The following is a 16,230-nucleotide window of genomic DNA, read 5'->3' on the forward strand; positions in this document are numbered from 1 at the left end:
CCGAACAGGCGCGGGGGGAGACCCGGCCGCCGGGCACGCGACCCGGCGGGGGCGGCCCGGGCGCCTACTGGCGGGCGCTGAGCAGCTTCAGCGGGTCGGCGGGCGCGTCGGCCTTCGCCTTCTCCATCCGCTCGCCGAGCTCCTGCAGCTTGTTACGCCCGAGGGCCGAGCGCACCTTCGGGAACCACTCCTGCTCCTCTTCCTCCACGTGGTGGCGGACGTTCTCGATCAGCACGGTGACCTTGGCGTCGTACCGCTCGTCGGCCGGGTCGAGCTTGTCCAGCTCCGACAGCAGCCACACCACGACGTGGTGCTCCTCGACGCTCTCCAGCACGTGGTCGTCGGTCTCGGGCACCTCGGCCCGGGCCGCCGGGTAGAAGATCTCCTCCTCGATGTACGCGTGCGCGGTGAGCTCGTGCGCGATCTTCTGGACGATCTTCTGCTTCTCCTTGGGGGAGGCGTCCTCCGCCTTCTCGAACTCCTTGAACAGCTTCTCGACGGTCTTGTGGTCTTCCTTCAACAGCACGATGGCGTCCATCGCCCGCCTCTCCGTTCGTCGCGTGGGACCGGTCCCTCCCTCGCTTCCTCCGGTCGGCGGCTTCAAACCCGCAGGCCAGGACCCTGTGTGATCATGAGGTATGACCGAGACGATGACCGCCTGGGCGGTGGGGGATCCGGGGCCGATGGCGACCGGCCCGCTGCGCCGGGTACGCCGGCCGGTGCCGGAGCCGGGCCCGGGCGAGGTGCTGGTCGAGGTCGAGGCGTGCGCGGTCTGCCGCACCGACCTGCACCTGGCCGAGGGCGACCTGGCGCCGAGGCGCCCGGGCACGATCCCCGGACACGAGGCCGTCGGCCGGGTGGCGGGCCTGGGCCCGGGCGCGCGGCTGCTCCGGCCCGGCACCCGGGTCGGCGTGGCGTGGCTGCACTCCACCTGCGGGCGGTGCCGGTACTGCCTGCGCGGCGCGGAGAACCTGTGCCCCGGCTCCCGCTACACCGGCTGGGACGTGGACGGCGGCTACGCCGAGTACCTGGTCGCCCGGGAGGACTTCGTCTACGAGCTGCCCGAGGACGTGCCGGCCGAGCGGCTGGCCCCGCTGCTGTGCGCGGGGATCATCGGCTACCGGGCGCTGGCCCGCGCCGACCTGCCGCCGGGCGGGCGGCTCGGCGTCTACGGGTTCGGCGCCTCGGCGCACCTGGCCGCGCAGGTGGCGGTGGCGCAGGGCGCCCGGGTGCACGTGCTGACCCGGTCGGCCCGGGCGCGGGAGCTGGCGCTGGAGCTCGGCGCCGCCTCCGCCGGGCACGCCTACGACGCGCCGCCGGAGCCGCTGGACGCCGCGGTGCTGTTCGCGCCGGTGGGCGACCTGGTGCCGGCGGCCCTGCGGGCCCTGGACCGGGGCGGGACCCTGTCGGTGGCGGGCATCCACCTGACCGACATCCCGGCGCTGAACTACCAGGAGCACCTGTTCTACGAGCGGACGCTGCGCAGCGTCACCGCCAATACCCGCGCCGACGGCCGGGCGTTCCTGGAGCTGGCGGCCCGCCACCCGCTCGGGGTCACCACCGTGCCCTACCCCTTCGACCGGGCCGATCAGGCGCTGGCCGACCTGGCCGCCGACCGGGTGACCGGTGCGGCCGTCCTGCTCGTGCGCGGCTGAGCCCACGGCCGTCCGGCGCCGCGGAGAGGCAGGCCGGCCGGGCCGCTCGCGCGCGGCCGGGCCGGCGGCCGGGCGCGGACCGGGACGGACGGAGCATGATCTTCGCGCACGGTCAGGCCGGGCGGGCGGCGCTGAGCGCAGAGCGCAGCAGCCAGGCCTCCTGGTCCAGCAGACGGCGCTCCCGCGGCTCGCAGTCGGCGTCGATCACCACCTTGTCGTCGGCGAAGCGCGGGAAGACGTGCAGGTGGGCGTGGCAGACGCCCTGCATCGCCGCCTCCCCGTCGCCGAGCCACATGTTGACGCCCTCGCAGCGCAGCCCGGAGCGGCGCAGCGCCCGGGCCACCCGGTGGGCGACCTGGAACATGTGCGCGCCGGCCCGCTCGTCCAGGTCGTCCAGGCCGCCGGCGTGCCGGCGTGGGACGACCACCACGTGCCCCGGGTTGACCGGGTGCGCCTCCATGATCACGATGACCGTGTCGTCCTCGTAGGCCAGGCTGGCCGGGGCCCGCCCGGCGAGCACGTCGCAGAACGGGCACGGCTCGGCTGGTCGGTTCATCCCCGATTCATTCCCCGTCGCGGCGTCCGGCCCACCGTTCTCCGCCCGTCCGTCCGGCGTTTCGCCATGACGGGCGATCGATGATCGCAACCGGCCACGGCGAGGCCGGGCGGTGATGCGCCTGGTAGGCGGCCCGCTTACCCGCCGGGTAATCGCGCCGCGGCCCGCGGCCTGCCAGGCTGGCGGTACACCGGGCCGATCCGGAATGGCCCGACACATCGCGGAGGAACCATGACCGCCTACGCCGTCGCCATCCTGCGGGACGTCCGCCTCGGCCCCCCGATCGTCGAGTACCTGGAGAAGATCGACGCCACCCTCGCCCCGTACGGCGGACGGTTCCGCATCCACGGCGGCCCGTTCGAGGTCAGGGAGGACGGCTGGCCGGGCACGCTGATCGCGATCGAGTTCCCCGACATGGACCGGGCGCGCGCCTGGTACGACTCCCCCGCCTACCAGGAGATCCTCCCGCTGCGCACCGGCAACTCCGAGGGCACCGCGATCCTCATCGAGGGCGTGGACGACTCCCACAAGGCCACCGACGTCCTCAAGTGAACCCCCGCCCCGAGCCGCCGGGCGGCGCTGGACGACTCCCCGCCCGGTGACGCGGGCGGCGGGCGTCCGGCGCGCGGTCCGCCGGTGATGCGGATGACCCGGTTCCCGCACCGGCGGCCGTCCGGAACGTCGGGACCGGGTGGCATGCTGGAGGACGTGACGGCCCATATGGTGAGCCCCCAGTTCGTCGGCCGCGCGGCGGAGCTCGCACTTCTCCGGGACGCCCTCGCCCGGGCGCGGTCCGGCTCGGCGACGACGCTGTTCGTCGGCGGCGAGGCGGGCGTCGGCAAGACCCGGCTCATCCGCGAGTTCCAGGCGCGGGCCGGCGACGCCCGCGTGCTGGTCGGCGGCTGCCTGGAGCTCGGCACCGACGGCCTGCCCTTCGCCCCGTTCACCGCGGTGCTGCGCGCGCTGGTGCGCGACCTCGGCCACGAGGGGGTGGCCGCGCTGGTGCCGGGCGGCCGCACCCGCGGCCTGGCCCGGCTGCTCCCGGAGTTCGGCGAGCCGGAGGGTGAGGGCGCCGAGGCCAGGGCACGGCTGTTCGAGCAGGTGCTCGGCCTGCTGGAGCGGCTCGCCGACGGCCGGCCGACCGTCCTGGTGATCGAGGACGCCCACTGGGCGGACCGCTCCACCCGCGACCTGCTGTCGTTCCTGGTCCGCTACCAGCGCCCCGGCACCCGGCTGCTCACCATCGTCACCTACCGCGCCGACGAGCTGCACCGCACCCACCCGCTGCGCCCGCTGCTCGCCGAGCTGAGCCGCATCGACTGGGTCACCCGCATGGAGCTGCGCCGGCTCACCCGCCGCGAGGTGGTCCGGCAGGTGGCGGGCATCCTGGACCGCGAGCCCACCACCCTGGACGTGGAGGTCGTCTACAGCCGCAGCGAGGGCAACCCGCTGTTCGTCGAGGCGCTGCTCAGCGGCGGCGAGGACGCCGCCATGCCCGAGTCGCTGCGCGACCTGCTGCTGGCCGGCGTCGAGCGGCTGCCGGAGGAGACTCAGGAGCTGCTGCGGGTGGCCAGCGCCGGCGGGGTGCGCATCGAGCATCCGCTGCTCGCGGCGGTGGCCGGGCTGGACGACGCCGCGCTGTCGCGGGCGCTGCGCCCGGCGGTGGCCGGCAACGTGCTGGTGGTGGACGGCGAGGTGTACGCCTTCCGGCACGCGCTGATCCGCGAGGCCGTCCACGAGGACCTGCTGCCCGGCGAGCACGCCCGGCTGCACACCCGGTTCGCCCAGGCCCTGGAGCGCGATCCGGGCCTGCTGCCCGGCACCCGCGGCGCCATCGAGCTGGCCTACCACTGGTACTCCGCGCACGAGGTCACCTCGGCGCTGACCTCCGCCTGGCAGGCGTCCGCCGCGGCGCGCCGGTCGGCGGCCTACGACGAGCAGCTGCGCATGCTGACCCGGGTGCTGGAGCTGTGGGACCAGGTGCCGGACGCCGCCGAGCGCATCGGCGCCGACCACATCGACGTGCTGCGCCACACCATCACCGTCGCGCACCTGGCCGGCGAGTTCGAGCGCGGCATCTCACTGGCCAAGGCGGCGCTGCGCGAGATCGACACCGAGCGCGACCCGCTGCGCGCCGCCCGGCTGCTGCGCCAGCGCGGCATGGTGCGCTACGACCTGGGCCGGGAGGGCTACCTTTCGGACCTGCGGGCCGCCGCCGAGCTCGTCCCCGCCGAGCCGCCCGGCCGGTTGCGCGCGCAGATCCTGGAGAACCTGTCGCGGGTGCTCTGCGCCCAGGAGCACGGCGCCGACGAGGCCGAGCCGCTCGCCGAGGAGGCGCGGCTGCTGGCCCGCCAGGTGGGCGACGTCGAGACCGAGGCCCAGGCCATGCTCACGCTGACCTGGTACCGCAGCCTGGACTTCTCACAGATGGCGAGCCAGGTCGGGGCGTACGAGCGGGCGCGGGAGGTCGCCGCGAAGTCCGACGGCTGGAGCGTGGTGATGCGCGCCGCCATCTCCGAGTCCGACTCGCTGGAGGGCGCCGGCATGCACGAGCAGGCCGCCAAGGTGGCCCGCCGCGGCATGGCCGACGCCGAGTCCTACGGCCTGGCCCGCAGCTCCGGCGCCTTCCTGGCGATCAACCTGGCCGAGCCGCTGGTCTCGCTGGGCCGCTGGGACGAGGCGCTGGAGGTCATCGACCGGGCGCTGGAGGTCGGGCCGCCCGCGCCCTACCGGGCCAGCCTGCAGGGCTACGCCGCCGACATCGCCCTGGCCCGCGGCGACCTGGCCCGGGCGACCACCCTGTTCACCGAGCTGACCGGCGTGTTCACCCGGGGCGCGTTCCGCGACCAGACCGTGCTGCCGGCCCTGCGCCGCGAGATCGACCTGCACCTCGCGCACGGCCGGGCCGAGGACGCCGCCAAGCCGGTCCGCCGGGCGCTCGACCACAACCTGACCGTCACCCCCCGCTACGCCTGGCCGCTGCTGGTCGCCTGCCTGCCGGCGGCCGGGCCGCTGCTGCCGGAGGTCCGCGCGGCCGCCGCCGCGCTGCCGGTTCGCGGCCCGCTGCAGGAGGCACAGGCCCTGACCTTCGCCGCCGAGGCCGACCGGCTGGCGGGCACCTCGTCCGCCGCCGCCTGGCACGCCGCCGCGTCCGCATGGCGCGGCCTGGACCAGCCGTACGCCGAGGCGCGGGCGCTGCTCGCCGCGGCCGAGGCGACGGTGACGGCAGGCGGGCGCGACGGCGCCGCCGACGACCTCGCCCGGGCGGCCCGGCTGGCCGCCGGCCTGCGCGCCACGCCGCTGGCCGAGCGCATCGACGAGCTGGCCCGCCGGGCCCGGCTGCCGATCGGCGAGCGGCCGGCGCGCGAGGGCGCCGAGCCGTCCCGGGCCGGGCTCACCGCCCGCGAGCAGGAGGTGCTGCGGCTGGTGGCGGCCGGACGCAGCAACCGCGAGATCGCCGCCGAGCTGTTCATCTCGGTGAAGACCGCGAGCGTGCACGTGTCCAACATCCTGGGCAAGCTGGGCGTCGCCTCGCGTGGCGAGGCCGCCGCGACCGCGCACCGCCTCCACCTGGTCGACGGCTGACCCGGCCGCCACCTCGGGCATCCGCCGCACGGCCGGCTCCAGCACCGCGACGCCGGCCGTGCCCGTCCGGGGCCCGTCCGGGGCCCGTCCGGGGCCCGTCCGGGGCCCGTCCGGCGGAACGCCCTGTCCGGACGGCCGGCCGCTGGGTACGCTCGCATCAGCAACCGGTGACCGCCCGGCACCGCTCCGGCATCCGTGCCAGGACGGACCGGTCCTGGCGACCACCCGCTGCGCCGCCGGGAGGCCGGCCGGTGCCTCCGGCCGGCGGCGCGGGCCGGCGGTCCGATCGTGGCCGGCCGCCGTGCAACGCCCCGCACGAACCGTCCCCCGGGAGGAACGGATGGCCGACCCGATCACCCTGGCCATCGCCGGCGCGCTGGCGACCGGCGTGGCGAGCACCACCGGCGAGGCGTTGGGCCAGGCCGCCCGGGACGCGGTGGCCACGCTGGCCCGGCGGGTCCGCGAGCGGCTGCACGCCCGCGGCCGGGCGGCGGCACTGGAGGAGGCGCGTGCCGACCCGGCCGCCGCCGAACCGACCTCCCGGCTGGCCGGGGCGCTGCGCCAGGCCATGGACGAAGATCCGGCGTTCGCCGCCGAGGTACAGGAACTCTGGCGACGGGTCACCGCGGACGGCGGCGTCGCCAACACCTTCACCGGCCAGGCCCGGACCGTCGTCCAGGCCCGCGACATAACCGGCGACATCACCTTCAACTGAGGGCGGCGGTCAGATCCGGGCCGCGGCCGGCTCCGGCGGCGGCCCGGACGCGCGCCGCACCTGGCGCCATCGCCTGCCGGGCCCGGGCCGGCCGCCTCACCCGGCGAGCAGCGGGAGCGGCGGGAAGGTGTGGTCCTGCCACAGCAGCCGCGACGCCTCCTCCGGGTAGGCGGTGACCGCCGGCTCGGCGTCGAAGACCTGGGTCAGGCGCCGGCCGGAGTCGTAGGCGGGCCAGCCCGGGTCGCCGTGCGCGGCGAACGCCGTCCAGGCCCGGCGGATCCGCGCCGACAGCTCGACGGCCGCCGCCCCGGGCGGGTCCCCGATCAGCATGGCGGGCCGCCCGCTGCTCAGGTTGCCGAAGACCAGCGGTACGTCCAGCCCGTGGCAGGCGCCCAGGGCCCCGCCGAGTCCGGGGGCCGGCCAGGTCAGCTCGTACAGGTGGGCCCGGCCGCCGCCGGCGACCTGCGCGCCGGCCAGGTGGAGGCTCGGCATCCGGAACAGCCAGTCACCGTTGACCAGCTCGTACAGCTCCTCGCCGGACGCGGCCGGAAACGCGTCCCGGTACCGGCGCGCGCCGTCCGGGCCGGGGGCGAGCATCCGCAGCGCGGTCTCGCACTGCTCGGGGGTGACCTGGCCGAGCACGCCGTCGATCAGGCTGAACAGCCGGTGCTCGTCGCGGGTGTGCCCGACGAGCAGCGCGACGTCCCGGGCGGCGCCGCCGGCCAGCGCCTGCCAGGGGGTCGCCGGCAGGACGTCGCCGTCGACGACCGGGGAGAACAGGATCGGCCGGTGGGCGACCCGCCCCCAGCGCTCCCGCCGCTGGACCGTCCGGGCGGAGACCGCGTCACCGGCGGCGGGCAGCCGGGCCGGGGCCACCGCCGAGAGCCCGGACACTGTGGGGGGAACCCCGAGCTCGGCGGCGCAGGCGGCGGCGATGTCGGCGGCCAGCTCGGCGGAGAAGAACGTGCCGGGCACGCTCTGGGCGACCGCCCGGCGGAACAGCCCGGCGGCGCGCGGCATGGCGAGCAGCGCGGCCACCGAGCCGCCGCCCGCCGACTGCCCGAAGACGGTGACCCGGCCGGGGTCGCCGCCGAACGCCCGGATGTTGTCCCGCACCCACGTCAGGGCCGCGACCTGGTCGAGCAGTCCCCGGTTGGCCGGTGCTCCGTCGATCTGCGCGAAGCCCTCAATGCCGAGCCGGTAGTTGAGGGTCACCACCACGGTTCCCTCACCGGCCAGGTGCCCGCCGTCGTACTCCGGGAGGCCGGCGTCGCCCATGGCGTAACCGCCGCCGGGGATCCACACCATCACCGGGAGCCCTGCCGCCGGCCCCGGGTCGGGGGTCCACACGTTGAGCGTCAGCCAGCCGTCGCCGGCCGGGGCCTGGGCCGCACCGAGCAGGTCGCTCTGCGGCGGCGGCGGGCCGGGCGCGACCGCCGGGCGCACCCCTTCCCAGCCGCGGACCGGCTGCGGCGCGGCGAACCGGAGCGCGCCGACCGGCGGCTCGGCGAACGGGATGCCACGGAAGACCGCCAGGCCCGCCTCACGCCGGCCGCGCAGCACGCCGGCCGCGGTACGGACCTCCGGCCGGGGCTCTTCCGGCCTGCTGGATGCGGTGTCGGTCACTGTCGGTTTCCTCCCCGTCCCGGTCCGGCCGGGCGAGCATCCCAGGGCGCGCCATCGCCCGACAATCCATTTAGCGGCCGCGACCTGACCCGACCCCCCCGATCCGGCCGGTCCTTGCCGCGGCCGGCGCGTTTGGACGACCTGATTCGCGGGTGGGATCCACCGATGAGTTACCGGCTCCGGGAAGGTCTCTATCGGTAAAGCACTCGTACGGAAGGACGACCTGCCATGGCGAAGTTCGTGACCATCGGATATGGCGACCAGGACGGCTACGACCGCACCGACCCGGCGGTCCGCGACCGGGCGCACGCGCACGATGCCCGGCTGGCGGCCGCGGGCGCCGAGATGGGGATGGCCGGCCCGCCCGTCCAGGTGCGCAACCCTGGCGGTGCCGATCCGACCGTGGAGGACGGCCCCTTCATGTCGTCGGCTCTGCCGCTCGCCGGCTTCGCGATCATCGAGGCGGCGACCCTGGAGGAGGCCGTCGAGCTGGTGGCCCAGACCCCCTGCGCGGTCGCGCAGGGCGTCGTCGAGGTCTGGCCGCTGCGGGACACACCCTAGGCCGGCCGCCGAGCACCGCAGTCCCGCCCGTGCGGTGACCACGCGGCCCCGGCTCGGGGCACCGGCGGCGCTCCGTTCCCCGGCCTGGGGACACGGTCGATCCCGGCCTGGGGACGTGGTCGACCCAGGCCGGAGGCCGGCGGCGATCGGGGCCGGAGGCCGCGGCACCCAGCCTGGCGGGCCGATGCGGCCCCCTTCCGGGCGGGTGGGTCGCCGGTCAGCCGGTCCGGGTGATCCGTTCCAGATCGATCACCACGTGTTGATCGCCGACCTCGTAGTCGAGAAGCCGGGTGTCGACTTCCGGCAGGATCACGGTGCCCGATCTTGCCGCTGGCAGCTCCCTTAGTCCCAGGTCACCGCATTTGCCGGTGACCAAGTCGCACAGGGACTGCGGCCTGCCGGGCCGCGCGAAGTAATGCACGGTGTAGAACCGGTCGAGCGCCAGGCCCCGGACGGACGCACCACCCGGCAGGGCGGTCTGGCCGGTGCCGTCGCGTGACCGCTGGAACGGCCGACCCTCGGCGAAACCCCCCTGGCAGCGTGCCACCCCGCAGTGCACCCACCGCTCCCCCGGTTTCACCAGGGCGGCCCTGACCTCCCCGGTGTCCACGTTGCGAATCGTCGCGAAGGTGGGAGTGCCGTCAGACGGCGGGTGTTCGCCGGGCGTACCGACCCAGGGCCAGCTCAGAATGTGATGGTGGCCGGCACCGGGCACCGCGCGCACCCGTCCTCCGGCCAGCGGCACGGTGAACACTCCTCCCTCGTCCAGGGAGTAGGCGACCCGGTCATCGACCAGGGCGAGCGTGTCCACCGCCCGGGGAAGCGGACGGTCGGTAGGAATCCGGGCGGGCGGGCCGGCCGCCGCCAGCCGAGACCGACCACAGCTTCGTCCATGAGCCGTTGTAGGTCATCCAGACGATCCGTCCGCCGCCGACCTGGTAACCGCCTGAGTAGACGCCCTTGGGGGTATGGATGTCCGCGATCCGCCGCACTCCGCCACCCGCCATGTCATAGGCGTACAGCGCCCCGGCCTTCTCGAACTTCTCCCAGCTCTCCAGCAGCAACGTCTGGTAGTCGATGGCCCCCTTCACGATGACCCTGCCCACTCCAGGAAGCCGGGCGGGCAACCGTCGCACCGCGCCGGGCCACACCTGGTCCACCGGCGGGTCCGCGGCGTCGGTGATCCCGGCGGCGTTCCGGTCGCCGGGCGCCGGGGGCGGCGTCACCTCGTTCACCGGCGGCTCGGCGGAGTGGGTGATCGTCGCCGTGGGCGAGACCGGGGGCGGCGTCACCTCGTTCACCGGCGGCTCCTCGGCATCGGTGATCCCGGTGGGGCCCCGATCGCCGGCCCCCGTGGGTGCGACCGAGGCCGGCGCCGGATCGCGGGCCGGCCGGTCGGTACCGGCCGCGTCCCGGCCGCGGACCGCCACGCCCACCCCGCCGGCCACCAGCACCACCGCCAGCGCCGCGACGGCGGCCTGGATGCGCGCCGTCCGCCGCCGGGACCGGGCCACGACCTGCCCGGACAGCTCGGACGGGGCGCGCGGCGCGCGGATGGAGGCCTGCTCCAGGGTGCGGCGGAGGATGTCCTCCACGTCGTTGCTCATTGCGCGCTCCCGTCGACGGCCGTGGGGTGGGCGATCGTGGTCCGCAACCGGGCGAGGGCCAGGGAGGCGTGGCTGCGCACCGTGCCGTGCGAGACGCCGAGCACCCGCGCGATCTCCACGTCGGTCAGGTCCTCGTAGTAGCGGAGCACCAGCACGGCGCGCTGCTTGCGCGGCAGCCCGGCCAGCATCTGCCACATGCCGCGCTCGGCCTCCGACGGCAGCGGGTCGAGGTGCTCGGCGTCCGGCGGGTCCCAGGCGAGCACCTCGCGCCGCCGGCGCCGCCAGGTGCTCACGTGCAGGCGGGCCATGGTCATCCGGGCGTAGCTCTCCGGCTGTTCCTTGCGGCGCACCCGCGGCCACGCCCGGTGCAGCCGGACCAGCGCCTCCTGGGTGAGGTCGGCGGCGTCGTGCGGGTTGCCGGTGAGCACGTACCCGTAACGCAGCAGGGCGTCCGCGCGTTCGGCCACGAACCGCACGAACAACTCCTCGTCATCCAAGACCATCGCCCTTCCTCAAGGCTCCTGATCTGCAGACGCGGCCACCCGTCCGGATGTTGAATCCTGACGGCACATGTACCGATATAGGCTGCATTCTCGGGTTGACGCACGACGGGGGTTCGGATGGATCTGCACTACTACGACACGCTGATCGCCGTCGCCGACGACTGCCCGGTGCCGCACAGCGAGGTCCCCCGCGAGCGCGCCGGGAAGCGGACCGTCGCCGGGCTGCAGTACGAGATGCTGGCGGACGCCCCGCACACGCTGACCCAGGAGGACGTGCTGTTCGAGTCCTGGCTGCGCCGCCAGGACCCGCCGCCGGCCGGACCGGACGAGGTGGCGCGGCTGCGGCACGAGTTCTTCGCCCGCTCCCAGGCGTGCCTGCGCGCCTCGCCACTGCCCAAACGGCATGGCTTCGGCCTGCTGTTCGACTCGGCGGGCCGGATCGCGCTGTGCCCGATGGAGTCGGCGCGGTACCAGGAGCTGCTGGCCGGTGACGAGGTCACCGTGCTCAAGGCCATGCGCTCGCGCCGCGCCTGACCCCGCCGCAAGCGGTAGGGCGACCTCGTGAATCCCGGCGTCCTCGACCAGGCGGCCGGCCTGTTCGCGGTCACCAACATCGACGACATCGTGATCCTGGCGCTGTTCTTCGCCCGCGCCGCCGGACACCGCGGCGCGGCCCGCCGGATCGTCCTCGGCCAGTACCTGGGGTTCGCCGGGCTCCTGGTGCTCGCGGTGGCCGCCGCGTTCGGCGCGACCTTCCTGCCGGAATCGGTGCTCCCCTACCTGGGGCTGCTGCCGCTCGCCCTCGGCCTGAAGGCCGCCTGGCAGGCGTGGCGCGACCGCGGCGTCGGACCGTCCGGCGACGGCGAGCCGGCCGGGCCGCCGCCCGGCACGCTCCAGGTCGCCGCGGTGACCTTCGCCAACGGCGGCGACAACATCGGGGTGTACGTCCCGGTGTTCGCGGTGGCCGGCGCGGGCGGCATGACGGTGTACGCCGCGGTGTTCCTGGTCCTGGTGGCGGTCTGGTGCGCGGCCGGCCGGTACGTCGCCACCCGGCCGCCGGTCGCCCGCGTGCTGTCCCGCTGGGGCCACCTTGTGCTGCCGGTCGTCCTGATCGGCCTCGGCCTCGCCATCCTCCTCACCGGCCGCTAGACCGTCGCGGCATCGAGGAACCGCGGCACGTCCCGCCCGTGGCGCGGGACATGGCGGCGGCGGCCGCCGCGTGGCGGTCAGGCCCGGGCCTGCTCGCCGGGCGGCAGGATGTGGGTCAGCCGGTACACGACGTAGGGCTCGTACTCGAACAGCTCGGCCGTCTCGTGCAGCTCGTCGATGAACGCCAGGTCGACCGGCGTCCAGTGCTTGACCGCGCAGACCAGGAAGAACCTGAACGCGAGCTCCGGCAGCCCGTACTCGACGAGGTCCAGCATCGCGCGGCGCAGGTACTCCTCGTCGGCCGGGTCCAGGTGGAAGTTCGCGGTGATCGAGAACCGCCGCACCGCGCGGGTGACGCGCTCGGCGGCCTTCGGCCGCCGGTCGATCTCGTCCGGCGGCGTCACCTCCAGCCCCGCGGCCCGGACCGGTGGTGTCATGATGTCGATGATCGCCCGCAGCCAGCCCCGCCCGTCCAGGCCGTCGACGTCCGGATGGTGCCAGCTGTCGCAGGCGGACCGCCACAGCGCGGCCAGCTGCCCGGCGGTGAGCGGCGAGGCGTCGAGCAGCAGGGCGTCGAAGAGGTACTCCTGGTTGGCGCCGGCGTTCTGCTCCCGGGCGAGCTCGCGGACGATGTCCAGCCCGGTCTCGTAGTGTTCCCACCAGGAGGAGATGTAGTGGGCGCTCGCCAGCTGGGTGATGCCGAAGTCGTCACACCGGTAGCCGTACATCGCTCCCCTCCTTCTCAGCGGGCGGCCGCCGGTTCGGCGACGTGGCCGATGAACAGCGGGGTGGCGGTCGGGGTGTGCATGATGGCGAAGGCGAACGGGTGGTCGGCGCGCACCTCGGCCACCGGCTCGGCGGGCGCGGACACCGCCATCGCCATCCCGGTGGCGGCGGCCGCCTCGGTGCCCATCTCGTCCACGGTGATGTTCGCCCGGTGCGCCACCTGCCCGACGGACAGGCCCGGCGCGATGCCGGAGAAGTCGGCGCCATCGTCGAAGATCGCGCCGAGCCCCAGCCGCCGCAGCGCCGGCTCCAGGTCCAGGCCGGTGGCGAAGTCCCAGCGGGGGATCGCGACCCGCACCGGGGCGTCCGCCAGCCCGTCGCGCACCTCGCGCAGCCGGTCCGGCGCCAGCATGCCGCCCGGCGCGGTGCCCCTGGCGGGCACCAGCACCCACATGGCCAGCTCGCCGCGCACGTACGGCAGCGCGACGGCCTGCCAGCCGGGCCCGGCGGCGTAGGGGAACACCTCGTGCTTGCGCATCAGGTCGGTGCGCACCTGGCCGCCGTCCGCGCGGGTGAACGCGGCGCCGCGCTCGCCCGCCGGCTCCTCGAACGGGAACAGCCACCGGGCCTTGAGGTAGACGGCGTTCGCGATGACCAGCCGGGTCTGCGGGGACAGCCGGTCGAACAGCTTCTTGATCCGCCCGGCGGTCTGCCGGTCCACCCAGGCGTTGATCTCGCGGGCGGCGCCGGCGGTGAAGTCGACGGAGCGCACCCCGGCACCGTACTGGGCGGCCAGGGTGCGCAGGAACTCCGCGCCCACCGTGGCGTCCTGCTGGACGAACAGCCCGTTGGCCACCGCCACCACCGGCGGGCGCGTGGCGGCGTCCTCGTCCTCGTCATCCGGCGGCGGTCCGTCGCTGGTGACGATCCGCCGGGTGAGCGCGTTGAACGCCTGGTGCGGCCCGGCGGCCGGGAAGCCGAACACCCGGTCCAGCGCCGCCGCGGCGGCGCCCCGCGCCCCGGCGCGGGCCATGGCGAACGCGCAGGCCACGCTCAGCGGGGACAGCACGGCGTTGGCGTCCGGCCGGGCGACCGCCGCGTACAGCGCGTGCCCGAACCCGGTCATCCCGTGTACCACATCGGAAAGCGGCAGGTCCGGCGGCGGGGTCTCCCGCCGGACGCCCGGTGCCGTCAACACCCGCGCATCGCCTCCCTCGGTCCCGCACCCGGCCAGCACGGCCATCGTGGCCGCCGGCAGCGCCAGCGCGAACAGGTCTCGCCGGCCCACCCGGCCGAAGCGGTCAACGGTCATGCCCCACTGACGTCTCCGGCCGGCCGGCGGTTCACTCCTACCCCTGCCGGAGCCCCCGGTAGCGGCGGATCAGCGCGTTGGTCGAGGAGTCGTGCGAAAGCTCCGGCTCCTGGTCGCCGGTCAGCTCGGGGGTGATCCGGCCGGCCATCACCTTGCCGAGCTCCACCCCCCACTGGTCGAAGGAGTCCACGTCCCAGACCACGCCCTGCACGAACACGATGTGCTCGTACAGCGCGACCAGCGCGCCCAGCAGCCGGGGGGTGAGCCGCTCGGCGAGCAGCGTGTTCGACGGGCGGTTGCCCGGCATCACCCGGTGCGGCGCCACCTCCGGCGCGGTGCCCTCGGCCCGCACCTCCTCCTCGGTGCGCCCGAACGCCAGCGCCTCGGCCTGGGCGAACACGTTCGCCGTCAGCAGGTCGTGGTGGTCGCGCAGCGGGTTGAGGCTGCGGCCGAACCCGATCAGGTCCACCGGGATCAGCCGGGTGCCCTGGTGGATGAGCTGGTAGAAGCTGTGCTGGCCGTTGGTGCCCGGCTCGCCCCAGTAGACCGGCCCGGTGTCGTAGTCGACGGCCCGGCCCTCGCGGGTCACGCTCTTGCCGTTGGACTCCATGGTGAGCTGCTGCAGGTAGGCGGGGAACCGCTTCAGGTACTGCTCGTAGGGCAGCACCGCGATGCTCTGCGCGCCGAAGAAGTTGACGTACCAGACCGACAGCATGGCCATCAGCACCGGCAGGTTCTGCTCCGGCGGCGCGGTGCGGAAGTGCTCGTCCATGTCGTGGAAGCCGGCCAGCAGCTCGGCGAACTGCTCCGGGCCGATCGCCAGCATGACCGACAGGCCGATGGCGGAGTCCATCGAGTACCGGCCGCCGACCCAATCCCAGAAGCCGAACATGTTCGCGGTGTCGATGCCGAACTCCGCGACCCGCTCGGCGTTGGTGGACACCGCGACGAAGTGCCGGGCCACCGCCTCGTCGCCCAGCGCGGCCACCAGCCAGTCGCGGGCGGACTTGGCGTTGGCCAGGGTCTCCAAGGTGCCGAAGGTCTTGGAGGAGATGATGAACAGCGTCTCGGCCGGGTCCAGGTCGCGGGTCGCCTCCACGAAGTCGGTGGCGTCCACGTTGGAGACGAACCGCAGGGTCAGGTCGCGCCGGGTGTAGTGCCGCAGCGCCTCGTACGCCATCACCGGGCCGAGGTCGGAGCCGCCGATGCCGACGTTGACGATGTTCTTGATCGGCTTGCCGGTGTGCCCGGTCCACTCGCCGGAGCGGATCCGCCGCGCGAAGTCCGCCATCCGGTCCAGCACCTCGTGCACCTCGGCGACCACGTCCACGCCGCCGACCGTCAGCGCGCGCTCCTTAGGCATCCGCAGCGCCACGTGCAGCACCGACCGGTTCTCCGAGGTGTTGATCGGGTCGCCGCGGAACATGGCCTCCCGCCGCTCGTCCAGCCCCGACTCGCGGGCGAGGTCGAGCAGCAGCCGCATCGTCTCGCCGGTCACCCGGTTCTTGGAGAAGTCCAGGAACAGCCCGGCCGCCTCGGCGGTCATCCGCTCGCCGCGGCCGGGGTCCTCGGCGAACAGCTCGCGCAGGTGGCGGCCGCTGATCTCGGCGTGGTGCTGCTCCAGGGCCTTCCACGAGGCGCGGTCACGAAGCGGGACGGTCGGCATCGGTCGTTCCTTCCGGTCACTGGCGAACCGGCCGCCGGGCGGCCGGTCTCGTACTCGGGTCAATCCTCCCCCGCAGTATCGCGATAACCGCCCACCCCCAAGACCATCTCCCCCGGCCGGGCAGGCTCAGCCGGCGGCCACCAGGGTGTTCTGGGCGGCGACGATCAGCCAGCGGCCGTCCTCCTTGGCCATCACGTACGTCGGGGTGCCCTCCTGCCCGCCCTCGATCGGCCGGCCGTCCAGGGTGACCGGGCGCTGCCGCACCTTGACCGCCGCGACGTCCGGGCGGATGAACAGCACATGCACCACCTCGTACGTCGCGGTGGACTCCTTCATCGCCCCGGGCAGCACCCGGCGGGTGAACTCCGCGATCACCTCCCGCCCGGCGAGCAGCCGGCCGCCGCCGGTCGTCCAGATCGCGTCGGCCCGGAACAGCCCGACGAACTCCTCCGGCAGCTCGTTCTGCTGAGCGTGCTCCAGCGTCGCCACGACCTGCTCGATCGCCTTGATCTCGATCTCTTTCGGAACTCGCATCTCCATGCGCCCAGCCTCGTACCTCAACCAAACTT

The 16,230-nt window shown here is 74.8% G+C and carries 17 protein-coding genes; 7 read left to right on the top strand and 10 right to left on the bottom strand.

Annotation, left to right across the window (positions count from 1 at the left end):
* Positions 1-64: 64 nt before the first annotated feature.
* Complete coding sequence (locus Sru01_RS25035) at positions 65-538, bottom strand: hemerythrin domain-containing protein (RefSeq protein WP_203990339.1); 474 nt, start codon at positions 536-538, stop codon at positions 65-67.
* A 100-nt stretch (positions 539-638) separates the two neighbouring features.
* Between Sru01_RS25035 and Sru01_RS25040 the strand changes: the two genes are divergently transcribed.
* Positions 639-1,655: a zinc-dependent alcohol dehydrogenase family protein gene (locus Sru01_RS25040; protein ID WP_239137719.1), complete on the top strand. Its 1,017-nt coding sequence runs from the start codon at positions 639-641 to the stop codon at positions 1,653-1,655.
* Between the two features lie 112 nt (positions 1,656-1,767).
* On the opposite strand, the gene Sru01_RS25045 is transcribed toward Sru01_RS25040, so the two are convergent.
* A complete protein-coding gene (locus tag Sru01_RS25045; protein WP_203990340.1) occupies positions 1,768-2,211 on the bottom strand; it encodes an HIT family protein in 444 nt (147 codons plus the stop codon).
* 231 nt (positions 2,212-2,442) lie between these two features.
* On the opposite strand from Sru01_RS25045, the gene Sru01_RS25050 reads away from it, so the two are divergent.
* The 3 genes from Sru01_RS25050 to Sru01_RS25060 all read left to right on the top strand — a co-directional run bounded on the left by Sru01_RS25050 (position 2,443) and on the right by Sru01_RS25060 (position 6,511).
* Entirely contained in the window at positions 2,443-2,763 is a 321-nt protein-coding gene (locus Sru01_RS25050) for a DUF1330 domain-containing protein (protein WP_203990341.1), read from the top strand.
* A 156-nt stretch (positions 2,764-2,919) separates the two neighbouring features.
* Positions 2,920-5,796 carry a helix-turn-helix transcriptional regulator gene (locus tag Sru01_RS25055; RefSeq protein WP_239137720.1) on the top strand — a complete coding sequence of 959 codons (2,877 nt, stop codon included), beginning with the start codon at positions 2,920-2,922 and terminating at the stop codon, positions 5,794-5,796.
* Between the two features lie 340 nt (positions 5,797-6,136).
* Positions 6,137-6,511, top strand: coding sequence for a hypothetical protein (locus Sru01_RS25060; RefSeq protein ID WP_203990343.1), 375 nt, complete (start codon positions 6,137-6,139; stop codon positions 6,509-6,511).
* A 96-nt stretch (positions 6,512-6,607) separates the two neighbouring features.
* On the opposite strand, the gene Sru01_RS25065 is transcribed toward Sru01_RS25060, so the two are convergent.
* Positions 6,608-8,137 carry a carboxylesterase/lipase family protein gene (locus Sru01_RS25065; protein ID WP_203990345.1) on the bottom strand — a complete coding sequence of 510 codons (1,530 nt, stop codon included), beginning with the start codon at positions 8,135-8,137 and terminating at the stop codon, positions 6,608-6,610.
* A gap of 228 nt (positions 8,138-8,365) precedes the next feature.
* Between Sru01_RS25065 and Sru01_RS25070 the strand changes: the two genes are divergently transcribed.
* Positions 8,366-8,698: a YciI family protein gene (locus tag Sru01_RS25070; RefSeq protein ID WP_203990347.1), complete on the top strand. Its 333-nt coding sequence runs from the start codon at positions 8,366-8,368 to the stop codon at positions 8,696-8,698.
* 217 nt (positions 8,699-8,915) lie between these two features.
* Here the strand turns inward: Sru01_RS25070 and Sru01_RS25075 are convergent, their stop codons facing one another.
* Genes Sru01_RS25075 through Sru01_RS25085 form a run of 3 tightly spaced genes read right to left on the bottom strand, consistent with a single transcriptional unit; the run spans position 8,916 to position 10,808 of the window.
* Positions 8,916-9,509 carry a hypothetical protein gene (locus Sru01_RS25075; protein ID WP_203990349.1) on the bottom strand — a complete coding sequence of 198 codons (594 nt, stop codon included), beginning with the start codon at positions 9,507-9,509 and terminating at the stop codon, positions 8,916-8,918.
* The gene (locus Sru01_RS25080; protein WP_203990351.1) at positions 9,484-10,305 is read right to left on the bottom strand and encodes a hypothetical protein; all 822 of its coding nucleotides are present in this window, start codon (positions 10,303-10,305) and stop codon (positions 9,484-9,486) included. Before Sru01_RS25080 ends, Sru01_RS25075 begins: the two co-directional genes overlap by 26 nt.
* Entirely contained in the window at positions 10,302-10,808 is a 507-nt protein-coding gene (locus Sru01_RS25085) for a SigE family RNA polymerase sigma factor (RefSeq protein WP_203990353.1), read from the bottom strand. The genes Sru01_RS25080 and Sru01_RS25085 overlap by 4 nt, the downstream gene beginning before the upstream one ends.
* 117 nt (positions 10,809-10,925) lie before the next feature.
* Here Sru01_RS25085 and Sru01_RS25090 point away from each other — a divergent pair, with 117 nt between their 5' ends.
* Together Sru01_RS25090 and Sru01_RS25095 are read left to right on the top strand one after the other, a co-directional pair.
* Positions 10,926-11,342: a DUF6157 family protein gene (locus Sru01_RS25090; protein ID WP_203990355.1), complete on the top strand. Its 417-nt coding sequence runs from the start codon at positions 10,926-10,928 to the stop codon at positions 11,340-11,342.
* Between the two features lie 27 nt (positions 11,343-11,369).
* Positions 11,370-11,957: a cadmium resistance transporter gene (locus Sru01_RS25095; protein WP_203990357.1), complete on the top strand. Its 588-nt coding sequence runs from the start codon at positions 11,370-11,372 to the stop codon at positions 11,955-11,957.
* A gap of 77 nt (positions 11,958-12,034) precedes the next feature.
* Here the strand turns inward: Sru01_RS25095 and Sru01_RS25100 are convergent, their stop codons facing one another.
* The 4 genes from Sru01_RS25100 to Sru01_RS25115 all read right to left on the bottom strand — a co-directional run bounded on the left by Sru01_RS25100 (position 12,035) and on the right by Sru01_RS25115 (position 16,195).
* Entirely contained in the window at positions 12,035-12,685 is a 651-nt protein-coding gene (locus tag Sru01_RS25100) for a hypothetical protein (protein ID WP_203990359.1), read from the bottom strand.
* 14 nt (positions 12,686-12,699) lie between these two features.
* The gene (locus tag Sru01_RS25105; RefSeq protein ID WP_203990361.1) at positions 12,700-13,995 is read right to left on the bottom strand and encodes a serpin family protein; all 1,296 of its coding nucleotides are present in this window, start codon (positions 13,993-13,995) and stop codon (positions 12,700-12,702) included.
* A gap of 37 nt (positions 13,996-14,032) precedes the next feature.
* The gene (gene pgi, locus Sru01_RS25110) at positions 14,033-15,661 is read right to left on the bottom strand and encodes a glucose-6-phosphate isomerase (RefSeq protein ID WP_203990363.1); all 1,629 of its coding nucleotides are present in this window, start codon (positions 15,659-15,661) and stop codon (positions 14,033-14,035) included.
* A 126-nt stretch (positions 15,662-15,787) separates the two neighbouring features.
* Positions 15,788-16,195 (bottom strand): SgcJ/EcaC family oxidoreductase, encoded by a 408-nt coding sequence (locus Sru01_RS25115; RefSeq protein ID WP_239137721.1) that lies wholly within the window; start codon positions 16,193-16,195, stop codon positions 15,788-15,790.
* Between the last annotated feature and the right edge of the window lie 35 nt (positions 16,196-16,230).

The organism is Sphaerisporangium rufum (assembly GCF_016863395.1).
In the GTDB taxonomy this organism is placed as follows: Bacteria; Actinomycetota; Actinomycetes; order Streptosporangiales; family Streptosporangiaceae; genus Sphaerisporangium; species Sphaerisporangium rufum.